We start from the raw sequence: 17,710 nt of genomic DNA, 5'->3' as shown, positions 1-17,710 counted from the left end.
CTCTCTACTGGGTCTTGTCCGGCGCTGTCGGCGGCGGTGGGGTGGGCTGAGCCTGCTGCTGACGCATCTGGGCACGGCGCGCTTCGATGCGTTTGCGGATGGCTTCCATCTGTTCTTCGGTGCTCTGGGGCGGCGCCGGCGGCGGATCGGGTGGCTGATTCTGCGCCGTTGCGGGCGCGTTGGGTGCCATGGGCGTCGGCACCGCGGCTCCTCCGGTGACCCGCGCGGCACCCGGCGGCGTTACCGGCGGCGTGGCAGCCCTCACCTGCGTAGGTGGAACGCCGCCGCTGCCGTCGAATACCCGCAACTCCAACGCACGGCGGCCCCCTGGCCCTTCGAACACGGCGCTGCGCGGCTGCAGTTCCGCCAGCCGCCATCCTGATTGCCCGGTAAGCTCTTCGCCCAATTTCACGCGGACGCCCTCGCCTCCCTGCGGGGTTTGCAGAATGGCCAGCTTCACCTGCGGCGTAATCAGCACGCTGCTCAGCACCCAGTCGAAACTCGCTGGAGCGGCGGAGGCCTCCTCCTTGCCCGCAATGTAGAACGGTTGCGGCTGCCGGTTTTCCGAGAACAACGGGCGGGCGGCAATGTCCGCGTACTGGCTCAAGGGGCCCAGCCGTTCCGGCGCAGGCGCCGTCAGCTTGGGCAGCGCCTGCACCAGCGCCGGATCGTCCGCCATGGGCGTAATGCGGCCAGCCAGGCCGAAGAGCGCCAACAGCGCCAACAGCACCGCCCAACCGGCGACCACCGCCAGCAACCACGTCCGCGGACCGAAAGCGTCAGGGCGCACGTTCGTCTCCCGGCGCCGGCGCAGCGGTTCCTGAAGGGGATGCTCCTGCGCCCTCACCGGTCGCGGCGACGCCTGACGGCTTCAGAAAGCCATAAAGATCGAAACTGATATCCAACCCACCCGCGCCGCCTTCCACCGCCGCCATGTAAGCGTAGCGTTGGGCGAGCACGTTGAAATTGTCGATAAACAACCGCGGGCTGCCGGATTCCAGTTGGTGCAGCACGGATGCCAGTTCCGGCGTGCCGCAACGCAGCCGCACCTGCACGGTCACCCGCGTAAGCGCATCTCGGCCGGGCAGCGACAGGGGCGATTGATTGCTGATGGCGCAACTGCGGTTGCCTGGGCTGGCCTCTTTGACTACGGCTTCCAGCCGCTGCACCAAGCCCGCGGTCGCCAGTTCCACCGTGGGTTCGGGCAGGAATCCGGGGCGCTGCGCCTGTTGCGCAATCGCTTCGCCCAGCAAGCGCTCGATCTGCGGTGCTTGTCGCAGCTGCGTGCGCATGCGCAGGTCGCGTTCGCGCAGTGCGGCGATGCGTTCATTGGTTTCCAGCATTGGCGAGGTCCACCACGGATGCACCAGCACCAGATAGGCCAATGCCAGGACCGCCAGCAGCAGTCCCAGCGCCAACCAACGGTCCCGCTTAGCGATTGCTCGCGCCACTGGCGTCTCCTGCCGGTGCGGGCGTTGCGGAAGGCGCTGGCGCTGCGGCCGCGGAGGTGCCAATCAGTTCGGCCGTCATGGTGAACCGGTCCAGGCGACTGCGCGAATCCGGTTGCAGGGCGCCGCTAAGCGCCGGGTTTCGCCAGAGCGGAGAATCCTGCAGGCGAGCAACCAGGCCTGAGGCTTCAGGACTGAGACCGATCAGCAACAGACGTTGGCCTTCGATGGAAAGCTTCTCCAGATATGTGTTGTCGGGCAGGCGGCGAGTGACCTCCTCCAGCACTTCCACCGTGGTGGGGCGACTGGCGCGCGCCTGATCCAAGGTGATAGCGCCCTGAGTCAATTCGACCAGTTGCTGACGCTTGGCCGACACGCGCCGCGCTTCCGCCGAACGGCTTTCCATTTGCGCCTCGAACGCATCTGCCGCCGCACGGCGGTTGTCCAGCATTTGCCAGCCCGCGAACGCAAGAGCTAACACAGCCGCAGACGCCAGCCCCCAATGCAGACCGCGATGCGCGGCACGGCCCGCGCGACGCAACTCGGACGGCAGCAGGTTGACACCCATCGGCTGGCCGTCGGAGCCGGCGACATCAACGCCCACCAGGTCGGCGGAGAGCGGCTCCAGGGCCTGCAGCGCCACGTCGAAACGAGCGCGCGGTACGACCACGAGTTCGGTTTCCAGCTGCCCATCTTCGCGGCGCTCAAGAATGCGCGCGTCGAAGCACACTTGGTCGGCCGTGAACGGGGTCTGCCGATCCAACTCGAATCGCACCACATCACGCAGGCGTTCGGCTGCCGCCGCGGGCAGCAGCAACCGTCGATGCAACACGCTATCCACGGGCAACAGCAACCAGCGCGGCAGTTCCGCCAAGCGGCGGCTCAACAAGGCCTGCAGCTCTTCGCTGGTCACAGGTGCAGGAACCTGCGCGATGTCGCGCATTTGATGAGCTTCCTCCCAACGCAGCTGGAGTTCGTTATCCAATCGCTGGATCAGCAAGCGGTCCTGCGTAAGCCCCAGCAGCACCCGCCAGCGCAGCGGCAACCAGGACGCCAACGCATCCGACCACCACGCCAGAAAACTGCGCGGCCCCGGCCCCACGTGGGAACGGAACCAATCGATGCTATCGCGCAGACTACTCATTGTGGTGTCGCCCCCTCCTCCCAACGCAGTACCGTGTAGGCAGACCCCAACATGGGATTGCCGCCTGCCCGCACCACTGTCCGTAATACTGCTTCTCGTCCTTCCGCCAGCGTTGCGCGGCTCTCGATACTATACGTGCCGCTGCCGGAGCCTACGAGTTGGTTCTGCCCGGCGACGCCCGCCGTCTGCCGCTGCTGCAGCCATTGGACAGGATCCTGGCCCATCGCGGTCAATACCGCGGCGGGCGCATAGGTCGTATCGGGCATTACGCGGCCCGAATAGAGAGTGAGGTAAGGCGCCACCAGCGCATAGATTTCCGGCGTCATTCCCAGCACCTGCTCCACTTCAGCCACCGTTTCGAATGCCGCATCCTTGGCACCGTATTCCAGGCCCGCCGACGCATAGTCGGGGTCTTCCGCACCGCCCGTTGGCTGAGTCAACGGATCCGGGTCACGCCAGTCGACGATCGCCGCCGCCAGCTGTTCGGCTTGTTCGCGCGGTACTCCCACTGCCTGCATCAACTGGGAGAGCAAGGGGTGTTCAGCCTGATTGAGATCGACCTTGCCGGTCTCGTCGACAATGTTTATCTCCAATGTGCTGCCTGCATACGGCCAGCGATAAGAACGACCGTCAGGTAGCCAGCGCGTTTCGGGGCGGCTGTCCGCCAGCCGCACCAGCGCGTATTCGACGCCGGCGCGCGCTACTTCCTGCGCCACCGCGCCGCGGCTGACAACGCGGCCCTGCATGGCTTCCACTCGCGCCGTCAGCGCGAAAGCGCCGATCAATGCGGTCAGCAACGCCACCAGCCAAAGCACCAGCAACAGAGCCGCGCCATGCTGCGGTTTTCTCAGAACCTGTTGACCATCCTGCTGCGCTCGGCATGCAGCCCGCGTCGCGCCTTTCATAGCGCTTCCGGGGGAGGTTCGAAGCCCGCCCCGCCTTCACTGCGGGCGAGAGTGACGATCATGGGCGGCCAATGCCTGCCGTCGTCGGACTGCAATTCCACCGCCACCTGCAATGGCAGTACTTCGACATTGTTCCAACTGTCCTGCCACTCGCCGAGCCGATTTTCCTGGTCCAGTCCCCGGTACCGGAAACGCACCGCCTTCATGCGATCGGCCAATCGCTCCGGATCCGCGCCCGCTACTTCATCCAAGGTGCGCGTGTTGCCGGGTTGCACTATGGAGAATGCGATCGACAACCGACCATCGGCATCGACGGAGAGATCGTGCAGATAGGGACCGCCACGGCCGAGATAATCGGGAAGATCGGCGACGAAGCGCATGCGTTGTGGTCCACCGGCAAAACGCGATTGCCGCAAGTTAGCCGGATCGGTGGCGAACACGATCGGTTGCGCCGACGCCAGCCGCTGGCGCAGGAAACCTTCGACCGCGCGCATGCGTTCATTGCGCTGCGCGATGGCTTCGCCACGGCCGACCATCGTCGTGGAAGCACGGAGTGTGGCGAACGCCAGCGCCAGTCCCGCTGCCAACAACACCGTGGCCAGCAGGACTTCGATCAGGGTGAAACCACGCGCGTGCCGACTCATGGCAATGCCGATTGGTTGGGATCGTGCGGCGCCAGCCGCAAGGTCTGCCACCGCTGCGCCTGGCCGGCGGCCTCGCCCCAACGTACGACCAATTGCAATTCCAGCAGCCGCGACCCAGACGGATCGATCACCGCGCCGGGCACCAGGGGATCGGTGTACGGCGCGATATCCAAGGACCAGCGATACCGGCCTTCTTCGAACTCGCCTTCGCTATGACCCGGCTGCAAGACTTCGACGACACCCAGCTGCGAAAACAGCGATTGCGCGTGCAAACTGGCACGGCTGGCATCATCCGCCGCGCGTATCTGCCGGGCAGCACCGGACAACGTACCCAGCAGCAGCGTCAGCGCCAAGGCCAACAGCGCGAATGCCACGATGACTTCGATCAAAGTGAAGCCCCGCTGCTGGCGGGCGGGCCGTGGACGAGCACGTTGCTGGCGAGAAAAGCTGCTCGTCAGGCCATTCGTCGCGGAGCTCATGGCGCGGCTCCGACAGAATCGCGCATCACCCGCACTTCGCCGGTCAACCAACCCACGTCCACCACCCACGACGCGCTCTTTGCACTCAGGCGCACGCGGCCACCCGTAGAGCCGCCATCATGGAAAAAAAGAATGCCGCCTTCGCCCGCTCGCGCCTGTGCCTGCCGGGCGCCGGTGAACTGGATGTCCAGCGATTCTGAAATCGTGCCGCGATGATCGTTGGGCGCCTGCCAGCGGCGCGCCTGCGGGTCAATGGTGAAACGTTGCGGCCGTCCGGTGGCGAGCGCTTGCGCACGCGTGTAGCGGAGCTCCGCCGCGATTTCCTTCGCCTCGGTTCGCAGTCGCATGCCGTTCAATCCACCGGTCAGCACCATCGCCGCCAAAGTGCTGGCAATGGCGATCAAAGCCACCACCAGCAGCATCTCAAGCAACGAGACGCCACGTACGCGCCTCAGCGAAGGGGCTTGCCTGGCGAAAGCATGCTTATTGCGGGCGCGCACATTCCAAGCCAATGCACTCAAAGCGCACCCGCCCAATCCGGAATTCAACTGTGGCGCTTCTGCCAAACGCATGCCTTTATCTGCTGTTCCCGATACCATTCCATGGAATCGATCCGGCGCGCACGGCCAATACCCGTTCGCTCGCCTGCACTGTCACTCGTTCTTGATGTCGGCATCAACGCTGTCGCCGCCAGGCTTGCCATCCCTGCCCAGGCTAAGCAGATCATACGACTGCGACTCGCCAGGCACGCGATACTGAATATCGTTGCCCCAGGGGTCCTTCAGCTCGGACGATTTTGCGTACGGACCCAACCAACCGGCCGCGCCACCGGGCTGGGTCACCAGGTCGTCCAGCTGACTGGGAAGTCGACCCGTGTCCAACTGATAATTTTCCACCTTGCCGGACAGTGTCTGGATTTGCGATTTGGCCAGATTGGCCTTGCCGCGATCCGCGCCGCCCAGCACCCGGCTGCCCACCAGCGTGAGCACCGCGCCGATCAGGACGATCACGATGATGATCTCCAGCAGGCTCATGCCACTTTGGGCAGCGGGGGACGGCGAACGGGTCAAAGAGCGGGAAAGGCGCATCGCGGGGGTCCTTGTTGAATCTCGATAGTGTGAGCGTGAGCTACTGAACAATTTGTTCTGCCGCCGTGACCAAGATACCCGTCCGCCGCGTCCACGGCCTCAACCGATGGCGTTGGTCAGATCGTACAAGGGCACCAGCACCGCAATGATGACCAACCCCACGACGGTCGCCAAGACCAAGGTAATCAGCGGCACCAGGGCGGCCAGCATGCGATCCATCGCCTGGGCGGTTTCGCGTTCGAACGTATCGGCGGTTTTCAGCAGCATGCTGTCCAGCGCGCCGGATTCCTCGCCCACCTGGATCATCTGCAACGCCAAACGCGGAAACCGCTTTCCCTTCGCCAGCGACGACGACAAACCGTGACCGTTCTTGACATCTTCGGCGGCGGCTTCCACATCGGCGGACAACGCCCGATTGCCCAGCACATTCCGGGAAATGCCCAGCGCGCTCAGTAGCGGCACCCCGTTCTTCAACAGCGTGCCCAGGGTGCGCGCGAGTCGTGCGGTTTCCAGCTTGGCGATCAATGAACCGATGAAGTTGAATTCCAGCAGCCGTTTATCGAAACGGTCGCGGAACGCCTGGTCACGCCGCTTGCGGTCGAACCACCACCCCGCCAGCGCCGGCACTCCCACCAACAGGAACCACCAGTCGCGCACGAACAAGCCCAGCGCCAGCACGCCGCGGGTAAACCACGGCAGCTCCACATCCAGACTCTCGTACATCAGCGCGAACTGCGGCACCACGTAACCCATCAGGAACAGCAGCGCGAAGCCGACCACGACTACCAGGATGGCGGGGTAGATCAACGCGTTGATCACCCGTCCCTTCAAGGCACGGCTGCGCTCCAGGTAATCGGCCAACCGTTGCAACGTGTCATGCAGGCTGCCGCCAGCCTCGCCCGCGCGCACCATGTTGATGTAAAGCCGGGAAAAGATGCCGTGCTGGCGATCCAGCGCCGCCGACAACGGCGCACCGCCGCGCACCGCATCGCGGATATCGGTCAGCACGCCTTTGGCTTTCGGGTCCTCCGGCAGATCGAGCAGGATGGACAGCGAACGGTCCAGCGGTTGCCCGGCACCGAGCAGCGTCGCCAACTGCTGAGTGAACTGCACCAGCCGGTCGCCGCTGAAAGCATTGGGCTGGAACAGCCTGCGCCAGTTTCCGACGCCGCCGGCTTCGGCCGCCAATTTGGTTTCGACCGGCAAATGGCCTTGCTCCTGCAGTCGCGACACGACCTCGGTGTCGCTGGCGGCCTCCATCTGGCCATCCATGACTTCACCGCGCGGATTCAGGGCCTTGTAGCGGTACAGCGGCATGCGGACTCTCGCGGACAAGGGACGCCAAACTACCGCAGAACCAAGTGCCTGCGCCATGGGCGTCGTGCTTCCTGCACAATCCCCGCCCCCGGAGTACGGAGGCGGGGCCAATCTCATCGAGAGTGCTTACGGGGCGGTGAAGCTGCCCCTGATGCTGACGTTGCTGAACTTTGTCTTCCCTACCAGTGTTACGTAGTAGGTGCCGGCCTGGGGATTGGCGATATTCACCATTTCGTTGTTGCCCGGCCGAGCTGAGCGGAAATCGTAACTCCCGCTACTGGCCTCGCTTCCGAACTTCACGTAAAGATCGGCGTTGCCCTTGCCGCCGAAACTGATGAACGACAGTTGCGTGGCACCCGCGGGAACCACCAGCGCGTACTTGATCTCCGCGTTCTTCGCACCCGTGTTGCCGCCCACTGCGACATTGTTGGTCAATGGGGTTGCCGTGGGTGGTTCACCACCCAGCACCGCATCGACGGCCGCCGATGCATTGACGATGCCTGCGCCGATCGGCCGGTTCGCCGGCGGCGCCACCGGGAATGGACGCGCGGTCGCCTTCAGTGTCGACAACACTTGCGCGGGCGTCAGCGGCGTTTCGGCAACGCTCTGCATCAATGCAACAACGGCTGCCACGTGCGGCGAAGCCATCGACGTTCCGCCCATGCCGAAATACGTCTCGGTGGTGGGAACCGTGGTGCCCGCGTTGCCGGCGGACCAGACATAGCCACCGGGATTCCCATCCACGCTGCCACCGCCTCCCGGCGCGGAAATGTCCACGACGGATCCGTAGTTGGAATAGGAGGTAATGCCGCCAGTGATGCGTGTCGCCGCCACCGCAATCACACCGTCGCAGCTGGCAGGCGAATAGTCGCCTGCATCGTCGGCGTCGTTGCCAGCGGCCACCACCACGGTGGAACCATTGGCCAGCGCGATATCGAACGCAGCCTGCTCGGTCTGGCTACAAGCGCCGCTGCCTCCCAGGCTGAGGTTGATGACTTCCGCGGGATTGGCGTTGGCGGGTATGCCTGCCACGGTGCCACCCGAAGCCCAGATCACCGCATCGGAAATGTCAGAGGTGTAGCCGCCGCAGCGACCCAATGCGCGTACCGGCACGACCTTGGCATTGAAGGCGGCGCCGGCCATGCCTTTGGCGTTGTTGGTGACCTCGGCGACAGTACCGCTCACATGCGTGCCGTGCCAGCTGCTGTCCTGGACCGGGGATCCTGGATAACACTCGTCGGCTACCGGATTCCAGTCGCCCTCGTCCAGCGGGTTGGCATCGCGAAGATCGCCGTCGCGCGAAACGAACGTGTCGCTGATGAAGTCGTAGCCCCGCAGTATGTTGGCGTCCAGGTCGGTATGCGGCGTGATGCCGGTATCGATCACGGCCACTACCACTCCGGCGCCCGTCGCTTTATCCCAGGCTGCGGGCAGGTTGATGCCGCCGACCGGATCCTGGAAATGCCATTGATACTGAGCGTAGTAGGTATCGTTTGGCACCAGGTTGCGCGTGCGACGCGCGTCGACCTCCGCATAGGCCACATTCGGATCTGCGGCGAGCTGCCGAAGCAGACTCTCTGCTTCCACGCGATCGAGCTTGCGCGAGGTGCGAATGACCTCGGCACCGATCGCCAATCGGCGGAGCTTGGTGGCGGCGACGGCGGAGCGCCCCTTGGCCGTTGCGCCCAAGCCGGCACCGGAAACCGCCGAAGCCAAGGAACGTTGCAACGTGGCGGCACTGGCGCTTGCCTCGCTGCCGTCACGGTATTTCACGATGAAGCGGTCGTAGCTTCCCCCATTCTGCAAGCCCGCGGTGCTGGCCTCGCCACCCAGCGCAACCGCGCTGGCTCCGGCGATGGCCAAGCCGACGGCTATGGCGGAGAACACAACATGCACATGCTTGCGGTTACTGAGCTTCTGAGGATTCACTTGACATACTCCGTGTCTGACAGGAAAAGAAAAAAAGCGCACGTGTCTGCGCACCAAAACGTCATGGTTCAAACACTTGCACGCCCCACTTCATGCAACATGATCAGGTATCTCTGTTCACCTACAACGCCGGATCTTCACGCGACTTACACATTACGTTGACACGCTGTTAACCCCTTAAAAACAGCTGCGAAGTACCGACACGCCTAACGTAGCAAATCCGCTCGCAAATGCTACTGCGCGCATGTAGTGTTGAGTGACACGGAGTTGTTGGCATCACCTTGGGGAAGGGGAAACGGATGCGGGACGCGGTCGGTAGTGCCACTTTTTCTTCACTGGTTCGCTTGCGATACCTCGCGTATCCATTCGGCTGCGCTTCGATGGAAGGGCGGAATTCCCGTTCCCGTTTTATCTTTCCCCTTGTCTCCCCGTTTGCGTCGTCTCCAGCCTTCCCCGGGCCGGAAGACTTCGCGTGCCCTCACCTGTTGCGTGCGATTCACTGCCGCGCGGATCGCCGCACCACTTCCTGAAATCCGTTACGAAACCGTCCCGACTCCGCAAGGAGCTGGGCGTCGTCGCATTCCCCCGAACACCCAACGCGAAGGACGTAAATCATGAACAGGATCTACAGCAAGGTTTGGAATCGGTCTCTCGGCATGCTGGTTGTCGCATCCGAATTCGCGAAGCGCTCGCACGGCAGCACCGGCACCACCCGGCGCACTGGCCAGCGCGTCGGCATCGCCGCATTGACGCTGGCAGTCTGCGGCGCATTCTCGACCGCATCGGTGGAAGCGTACGACAAGGACCATCCGCAGCAGCAAAAGAAGAACGGTGCAAATGCGGCTTACTGTGTAGATGCCAAGGACCGTCCGATCGTCGACGGCAAACCGGGCGAAAACGCGGTTTCCTGCGGAGATGGCGTGGACGCTTCCGGACGCAATGCCGTCGCGGTCGGCTACAAGAGCGTTGCCAACAAGACCGGCGCCACCGCTGTCGGCGGTTACGCCGAAGCCACCGGCACGAACGCCACCGCGTTGGGCTATCAAAGCCAAGCCAGCCGCCAAGGCGCTATTGCCGTCGGTAGTTACAGCGAAGCCGACGGCGGCAACAGCACTGCCGTGGGTACCGAATCGATTGCGTCGGGCGATGCATCCACTGCTGTGGGTTATCGCAGCGAAGCGTCCGGCGCTTCGGCGACCGCTATCGGCAACGGCAGCGCCGCGACCGGCGCGTTCTCCTCGGCGTTCGGCAATGGATCTTCGGCTTCCGGGCTCCAGTCGATTTCCGCCGGCCATAACAGCGCGGCATCCGGTGTGGCGTCATCAGCATTTGGCGGCTACAGCCAGGCGTTCGGCGACTTCGACGCGGCCTTCGGCTATGGCGCCGAGGCGAGCGGCGGCGATAGCACCGCGCTGGGATCAGGCGCGATCTCAAGTGGTTACAACAGCGTAGCGGTCGGTGGGACGTTGCTCGGCTTGTTGCCGACCGAAGCATCAGGCGATTTTTCCACAGCAGTCGGCGGCGGTGCGTGGGCGGCGGGCGTCAATGCCAGCGCCTTCGGCAATCTCGCTTCGGCAATCGCCGACAACAGCGTAGCCATCGGCGGCGATTCGGTGGCCGATCGGGAAAACACGGTATCGATAGGCAGCGAAGGCAACGAACGCCAGATCGCAAACGTCGCCGCCGGCACGGAAGGCACCGATGCAGTGAACCTGGATCAATTGCAGGATGCCACGGCCGATGCGCGTTATTTCAAAGCCAACGGTGCCGACGACGGCACGGATGACGCGGTCGCTTCGGGCGATTACGCGACTGCATCCGGTTCGGCGAGTCTCGCCGAAGGCACGGGCGCGACCGCTACGGGTTCGGGTGCTTTCGCATTGGGCGAGTACAGCAACGCCACAGGTTTCAATTCGGTCGCCAGCGGCGACAACAGCGTCGCCAATGGTTCGATGGCGCAAGCCACCGGAGCTAGTGCTACGGCGATAGGCGGACAGCGCCAGCTGTTCGATGATGAAGGCAATCCGATTCTTGACGAGGACGGCAACCCGGTCTACGCCAGCACGGAAGCCAGCGGAGAAGACGCGACCGCTCTCGGTGCCGGTGCGGTAGCCAGCGAGATCGGTGCGACCGCGACCGGTGCTGGCGCCAATGCCTCCGGCGCGTATTCCACTGCGCTGGGGACCGAGGCCAGCGCGTCGGATACGCAGGCCACCGCAGTGGGTTTTCGCAGCGATGCCGCGGGCATTGCCGGTACCAGCGTCGGCGGCTATAGCAGCGCATCAGGTTTTGGTGCGTCAGCCTTTGGATATGGCGCCGAGGCCACTTCGGATAGCGCGACAGCGTTGGGTTTTGGCGCAGTAGCCAGCAACTTCGATACCACCGCGCTAGGCTCCAATTCGATCGCCAGCGGCAACAACAGCGTCGCGGTAGGTGGTGCGTTGTTCGGCCTGTTGCCGACCGAAGCTTCCGGCAACTTCTCCGTCGCGGTCGGTGGCGGCGCGTATACGCCTGCGTTCAACGCGGTCGCACTCGGCAATCTCGCTTCGGCAATCGCCGACAACAGCGTCGCCATCGGCGGGGATTCGGTGGCCGATCGGGAAGACACCGTTTCGGTCGGCGGCGAAGGCAACGAGCGCCAGATCGCCAACGTGGCCGCCGGCACCGAAAGCACCGATGCGGTGAATCTGGATCAATTGCAGGATGCCACCGCCGATGCGCGTTACTTCAAAGCCAGTGGCGCCGACGACGGCAGCGATGATGCGGTCGCTTCGGGCGACTACGCGACTGCATCGGGTTCGGCGAGTCTGGCGGAGGGCACGGGCGCAACCGCTACGGGTTCTGGCGCTTTCGCATTGGGCGAATACAGCACCGCGACCGGTTTCAATTCCGTTGCCAGCGGCGACAACAGCGTCGCCAATGGTTCGGCGGCGGAAGCCAGTGGTACTTCCAGTATCGCCATCGGCGGACAAGTGGATGCCTTCGACGCTGACGGCAACCCGATCACCGTCAACACGGTGGCCTCGGGCCTCGGAGCGACGGCAGTCGGCTCAGGCAGCTTGGCATCCGCCCTTGGAAGTTCCGCTTTCGGCGTGCTCAGCGAAGCCAGCGGCGCATCGAGTTCAGCTTTCGGCTACGGCAGCGTCGCCACGGGCGAGTACGCTTCGAGCTTCGGCCATGCCAGCGGCGCGACTGGCGACTACAGCGTGGCGGTCGGCGGACCGGCCGATCTTATTCCCGGCCTTGGCATCCTGGTCTACACCCGGGCCAGCGGATTGAGTTCAGCGGCGTTTGGTGCGGGTGCCATTGCGGCCGGCGACTACAGCACGGCGGCCGGCAGCCTGGCGGAGGCGTCGGGACTCGAAAGCACGGCGCTCGGCTTTTTCTCCTACGCACCGGGCGACAACGCGACGGCGCTGGGAGCGGAAACCTGGGCCAGCGGCGACAACAGCACCGCGGTGGGTTATTACAGCAGCGCTTTCAGCGACAACAGCGTGGCATTGGGCGCCAATTCGGTAGCCGACCGCGACGACACGGTTTCCGTCGGCAGCGCCGGAGATGAGCGCCAAATCGTCAACGTCGCCGCCGGCACGGAAGGCACCGATGCGGTGAACCTGGATCAATTGCAGGATGCAACCGCCGATGCGCGTTATTTCAAAGCCAACGGTGCCGACGACGGCACGGATGACGCGGTCGCTTCGGGCGATTATGCGACTGCATCCGGTTCGGCGAGCCTGGCCGAAGGCACGGGCGCGACCGCTACGGGGTCGGGTGCTTTCGCATTGGGCGAGTACAGCACTGCGACGGGTTTCAATTCCGTTGCCAGCGGCGACAACAGCGTCGCCAATGGTTCGATGGCGCAGGCCACGGGCGCAGGATCGACCGCTATCGGCGGACAACGCCAGCTGTTCGATGATGAAGGCAATCCGATTCTTGACGAGGACGGCAACCCGGTCTACGCCAGCACGGAAGCCAGCGGAGAAGACGCGACCGCTCTCGGTGCCGGTGCGGTAGCCAGCGAGATCGGTGCGACCGCGACGGGTGCCGGCGCCAACGCCGCTGGTGCGTATTCCACCGCGCTGGGTACCGAGGCCAGCGCATCGGACACGCAGGCCACCGCAGTGGGTTTCCGCAGCGATGCCGCGGGCATTGCCGGTACCAGCGTCGGCGGCTATAGCAGCGCATCAGGTTTTGGTGCGTCAGCCTTTGGATATGGCGCCGAGGCCACTTCGGATAGCGCGACAGCGTTGGGTTTTGGCGCAGTAGCCAGCAACTTCGATACCACTGCGTTGGGCTCCAATTCGATCGCCAGCGGCAACAACAGCGTCGCGGTAGGCGGTGCGTTCTTCGGCCTGCTGCCGACTGAAGCCTCTGGCGACTATTCGGTTGCCGTCGGCGGCGGTGCGTACTCGCCCGGCTTCAATTCCATCGCGCTCGGCAACCTTGCCTCGGCGATGGCCGACAACAGCGTCGCTATCGGCGGCGATTCGATAGCCGATCGTGAGAACACGGTGTCGGTCGGCATTGCCGGAGGTGAGCGTCAGATCGCCAACGTGGCCGCCGGCACCGAAGGCACCGATGCGGTGAATCTGGATCAATTGCAGGATGCCACCGCCGATGCGCGTTACTTCAAAGCCAGTGGCGCCGACGACGGCACGGATGACGCGGTCGCTTCGGGCGATTACGCGACTGCATCCGGTTCGGCGAGTCTCGCCGAAGGCACGGGCGCGACCGCTACGGGGTCGGGTGCTTTCGCATTGGGCGAATACAGCACCGCGAACGGCTTCAATTCCGTTGCCAGCGGCGATAACAGCGTCGCCAATGGTTCGGCGGCACAAGCCACCGGAGCGGGTGCCACGGCGATAGGCGGACAACGCCAGCTATTCGACAACGAGGGCAATCCGGTGGTTGATGAAGACGGCAACCCGGTCTACGCCAGCACGGAAGCCAGCGGAGAAGACGCGACCGCTCTCGGTGCCGGTGCGCTAGCCAGCGAGATCGGTGCGACCGCGACGGGTGCCGGCGCCAACGCCTCCGGTGCGTATTCCACCGCGCTGGGTACCGAGGCCAGCGCATCGGACACGCAGGCCACTGCGGTGGGTTTCCGCAGCGATGCCTCCGGGCTGGCTTCCACCACCGTGGGCGGCTACAGCAGTGCAAGCGGCGACTTTTCTTCAGCCCTTGGCTATGGCGCCAGCGCCACCGGAAGCGGCGCGACGGCGGTCGGTGAAGGCGCTGCCGCGGTAGGCGAGGAAAGCACTGCCGTAGGCGGCACGACTTTCTTTGGGCTCATCAACACCCGCGCCACTGGCACCGGTGGATCGGCGTTCGGCAATGGCGCGTGGGCCACCGGCGAGTACAGCACCGCACTGGGCCACAACAGCTACGCCGATGGCGACGACAGCGTGGCGCTGGGTGCCAACGCGGTAGCGGAAGCCAACAACAGCGTGGCAATCGGCGCCAATTCGTGGAGCGACCGCGCCGACAGCGTCTCGGTAGGCGACACCGGCAGTGAGCGGCAGATCGTCAACGTGGCGGCGGCCACCGAAGCGACGGATGCGGTGAATCTGTCGCAGGTCAGCTTCGTGGCGAGCGCGCTGGGCGGAGGCGCGGGCTTCTCCGGTGGCGTCTTCATCGCACCGAGTTATTCGATTCAAGGCAATGCCTACAACAACGTCGGTGCGGCGTTCACCGCTGTCGATGCCAAACTGACCGAATTGTTCGGCAAGTTTGATACCGCAAGCGGTGCCGCGGCATCGCCACCTGCACAAAGCAGTCAGGCCCGGGTGGCGGCAAACAGCAACGCTTCGCAGAGCGGCCAAAACACCAGCAATGCAAGTTCCGCAACGGCGGGCGCTTCCTCCGATCCGGCTCACACCACCCAGCAGGCGGCCGCGAACGCGGAGGGCGATGTCCCCGCCGCCGCGTCCGGTTATGCCGACGCCGGGGATGCTGCCACGCTCAGCAACGCGCAGGCTTACGCCGACAACGCCGCCACACAGACGCTGACCAGCGCCAACGCCTACACCGATTTCAAGGTGCTGGCGCTGGAAGACGACTTCAATGCGTTCCGCAACGACGTCGACCGCCGCTTCTCGCAGCAGGATCAGCGATTGGACAAGATGGGCGCCATGAGCTCGGCCATGCTGAACATGGCGATCAACGCCGCCGGCAGCCGCAGTCCGCGCGGACGCGTGGCAGTGGGCGCAGGCTGGCAGAACGGTGAGAACGCGCTGTCGGTTGGCTATGCCAAACCCATCGGCGAGCGTGCGTCGTTCAGCATCGGCGGAGCGTTCAGTGGCGACGAGAAGTCGGCAGGTGTGGGTTTTGGTATCGATCTGTAACGGCGGGTACGACGGCAGGGCCAGGCAAGCGCCTGGCCTTACTGCTGCCCGAGATCCCATGTTGACTGTCAACCCATCACGTCGGCAGAGCATCCTTGTGGGAGCGACGTCAGTCGCGACGTTGATGTTTCCGGTCGCGACTGACGTCGCTCCCACAAGGAATTCATCCATTCTTCTGTAGAGCCGATTCTCGTCTCAACGTTTGCTCGGAGAATGCCATCGCACCCTTCCTCAAGGAACGGCGACTACCTTGCTCAAACGGGATACTCCGTTCTCGTCGAAAGCTTCGACCGCCACGAAATAGCTCACGCCGACATTCAGCGCACGCAGTTCCAAGTGTGTGCCCTGGTCGGCGAAGATCTGATAAGTCGAATACAACCGGTCCGGCGCGACACCCCATCGCACGTTGTAACCGACCGCACCGGACACCTCGCGCCAACGCACGGCCACTGCCCGCGGATCGGCATCCCGCACGGCCGTGATGGCGGCCGGCGCGGCCGGCGCTTTTCCATCCGCGTTGCCGAACACGCGCACGTCGCTGATCGCCAGATGTGCGGCACCCACGTGTCCATGCACGTAACGCACATAGCGGGCACGTACCGGCGATGGCAACTGGAAATAGGCATTCGGCCGGTCGCGCCGCTGTTTGCCTGTGTCCGCCAACGGCTGCCATTGTTTTCCATCCCGCGAATATTGCAACGCGAATTCGGTATAGACGTCGTCGGCATCGCCGTAGCGCCCGGACTGGTAATCGGCGAAGTTCACCTGCACGGCGCACAGCGTTTTGGCCGAACCCAGATCGAGCGTCAACGTTTGACCCGCCTCATTACCCCCAGCGACCCAGAAAGTACGCGGATTCTCGTCGGTGACATTCTCCGCAGCAAAGCTTTCCGCGCCGGATTTTTCCAGCGTCGATGATGCGGTCGCCGGCTTTCGGTACGACAACAACATCCAGCCAGTAAACAATCGTTCGGGATCTTCGTTCGGTCCTTCCGGGATGTAGTGCGGGAAATCGCCGAAACGCGTGGACACCGACATCTGGCCGTCCTCGCTAAAGGCCGCGGGGAACATTGCGATGCGGCGCTCGAAGTTCCAGTTGTAGCCGAGCCACGGCGTACCGGTGTTCCACCAGTTGCCATGCGCATCCTGGAACGTGGAGCCATGGCCGGCACCTTGGACGAAACCACCGGGTTTATAGCCGACCGGATTGTACGGCGCGTATTCAAACGGTCCCAACGGATCGTCGCCCACGTAGACGCCGGTCGCATAGGCGTTGTATTCAGTGCCGGGCGCGCCGTATTGCAGGTAATAGCGGCCACCCACCTTGTTCATCCAGGCACCTTCGATGTAGTTACCCGCTGGTTTACCGTCGGCGAGCGTGGCGCCGCGATGGTCCTGGCCAAAACGTTCCCAGCCATGCCGTTGAGGTTCGAGCGCGACCAGTGCACGTGGTTCTCCGATATAGCGCATGCCCTCGCGCATATCCAGCTCGATTCCATAGAGTGGAAAGGTGTCGGACGATCCCCAGTACAAATACCAGCGCCCATCATCGTCCTTGAAGAACGCAGGATCCCAAGGGCCCGGCGGGATCGCCACGGGCTGCGGTTCGCCCATGTGCCAAGGCAGCAGATCGCGGTCCCGACCCGGCGATACCGAATTGGGCAGCTTCGGTAGCTTTCGGGTCAGGAAATCGAATTGGCCGTGCTCGGGATCGCGCGTCACCAACACCGCGCCGGGCGTGAACATGGATTGCATCAGCAGCAGGCGATCGCCATCGGAGATTGCCGTTGGCGCCACCATGCTCTCGAAGGGCCAGCGGTTAGGCGCAATGAAAGTCCAGTCGATGAGATTGGTCGAACGCCAATACCCGTCCGCCAGTGTCTGGAACAGGTAATAGGCGTCGCCGTGGCGGACGATGACCGGATCGGCGCCGGTCCGATAGGAAATGCCGACGTTGAGTTGTTCGAAGTTGTAGCGGTAGTCGATATCGACCGGGTTGGCGTAAGTACGGCTGTCGGGTTCCGGCTTTGGTGTGGGTTTGGCCAGAGTGGTGGTGCTAAGCCCGCTCATAGCCAATAGTCCGACTGCGCACACCCAATTCCTGCATCGGTTCCCACTCATGACCCGCCTCTGAAAGCGATTTCATGGCGAGTATTTCCCAGAGCGCGTCCGTGGGAAAGATGCAGTGCAGCGAAAAAAGCGGGAAACGGGAAACGGGAAACGGGAAACGGGAAACGCTGTGGCTTTACCTCCCCCTTGTAGAGGGGGATGACCCGCCATTCGGCGGTTGAAAAGCATTTGAGGGGGATTTGCTTTTGCTCTTCAAAGCAAAAGCAAAAGCAAATCCCCCGTAGCCCCCTTTTTACGCTTTTTAACAGCCGAATGGCTGGTCAAGGGAGCAAAAGCGAAATG

12 protein-coding genes are annotated in these 17,710 nt (G+C 63.8%); 1 reads left to right on the top strand and 11 read right to left on the bottom strand.

What is annotated here, in order from left to right; translation table 11 throughout:
- Positions 1-4: 4 nt before the first annotated feature.
- From AB6O04_RS04605 to AB6O04_RS04560, 10 genes are all read right to left on the bottom strand, one after another.
- Complete coding sequence (locus AB6O04_RS04605) at positions 5-790, bottom strand: hypothetical protein (protein WP_368562605.1); 786 nt, start codon at positions 788-790, stop codon at positions 5-7.
- The gene (gspM, locus tag AB6O04_RS04600; RefSeq protein WP_368562604.1) at positions 780-1,451 is read right to left on the bottom strand and encodes a type II secretion system protein GspM; all 672 of its coding nucleotides are present in this window, start codon (positions 1,449-1,451) and stop codon (positions 780-782) included. The genes AB6O04_RS04605 and gspM overlap by 11 nt, the downstream gene beginning before the upstream one ends.
- The gene (locus AB6O04_RS04595; RefSeq protein ID WP_368562603.1) at positions 1,432-2,592 is read right to left on the bottom strand and encodes a PilN domain-containing protein; all 1,161 of its coding nucleotides are present in this window, start codon (positions 2,590-2,592) and stop codon (positions 1,432-1,434) included. Before AB6O04_RS04595 ends, gspM begins: the two co-directional genes overlap by 20 nt.
- On the bottom strand, positions 2,589-3,497 hold the full coding sequence (locus AB6O04_RS04590; protein ID WP_368562602.1) for a general secretion pathway protein GspK: 909 nt from the start codon (positions 3,495-3,497) through the stop codon (positions 2,589-2,591). The genes AB6O04_RS04595 and AB6O04_RS04590 overlap by 4 nt, the downstream gene beginning before the upstream one ends.
- Positions 3,494-4,141 (bottom strand): prepilin-type N-terminal cleavage/methylation domain-containing protein, encoded by a 648-nt coding sequence (locus AB6O04_RS04585; RefSeq protein ID WP_368562600.1) that lies wholly within the window; start codon positions 4,139-4,141, stop codon positions 3,494-3,496. The genes AB6O04_RS04590 and AB6O04_RS04585 overlap by 4 nt, the downstream gene beginning before the upstream one ends.
- Positions 4,138-4,620 carry a type II secretion system protein gene (locus AB6O04_RS04580; RefSeq protein ID WP_368562599.1) on the bottom strand — a complete coding sequence of 161 codons (483 nt, stop codon included), beginning with the start codon at positions 4,618-4,620 and terminating at the stop codon, positions 4,138-4,140. Before AB6O04_RS04580 ends, AB6O04_RS04585 begins: the two co-directional genes overlap by 4 nt.
- Positions 4,617-5,075 (bottom strand): GspH/FimT family pseudopilin, encoded by a 459-nt coding sequence (locus AB6O04_RS04575; protein ID WP_368562868.1) that lies wholly within the window; start codon positions 5,073-5,075, stop codon positions 4,617-4,619. The genes AB6O04_RS04580 and AB6O04_RS04575 overlap by 4 nt, the downstream gene beginning before the upstream one ends.
- Before the next feature lie 198 nt (positions 5,076-5,273).
- Positions 5,274-5,708: a type II secretion system major pseudopilin GspG gene (gspG, locus tag AB6O04_RS04570; protein WP_368562598.1), complete on the bottom strand. Its 435-nt coding sequence runs from the start codon at positions 5,706-5,708 to the stop codon at positions 5,274-5,276.
- 99 nt (positions 5,709-5,807) lie between these two features.
- Complete coding sequence (locus tag AB6O04_RS04565) at positions 5,808-7,025, bottom strand: type II secretion system F family protein (RefSeq protein WP_368562597.1); 1,218 nt, start codon at positions 7,023-7,025, stop codon at positions 5,808-5,810.
- A gap of 126 nt (positions 7,026-7,151) precedes the next feature.
- Entirely contained in the window at positions 7,152-8,954 is a 1,803-nt protein-coding gene (locus AB6O04_RS04560) for a S8 family peptidase (protein WP_368562596.1), read from the bottom strand.
- Positions 8,955-9,568: 614 nt separating this feature from the next.
- Here AB6O04_RS04560 and AB6O04_RS04555 point away from each other — a divergent pair.
- Complete coding sequence (locus tag AB6O04_RS04555; RefSeq protein WP_368562595.1) at positions 9,569-15,298, top strand: ESPR-type extended signal peptide-containing protein; 5,730 nt, start codon at positions 9,569-9,571, stop codon at positions 15,296-15,298.
- Positions 15,299-15,529: 231 nt separating this feature from the next.
- Here the strand turns inward: AB6O04_RS04555 and AB6O04_RS04550 are convergent, their stop codons facing one another.
- Positions 15,530-17,368 (bottom strand): family 43 glycosylhydrolase, encoded by a 1,839-nt coding sequence (locus AB6O04_RS04550; protein WP_368562594.1) that lies wholly within the window; start codon positions 17,366-17,368, stop codon positions 15,530-15,532.
- Between the last annotated feature and the right edge of the window lie 342 nt (positions 17,369-17,710).

It is taken from the genome of Pseudoxanthomonas sp. UTMC 1351 (assembly GCF_040948865.1).
Classification (GTDB): domain Bacteria; phylum Pseudomonadota; class Gammaproteobacteria; order Xanthomonadales; family Xanthomonadaceae; genus Pseudoxanthomonas_A.
This window is presented reverse-complemented; position numbering and strand designations above follow the sequence as displayed.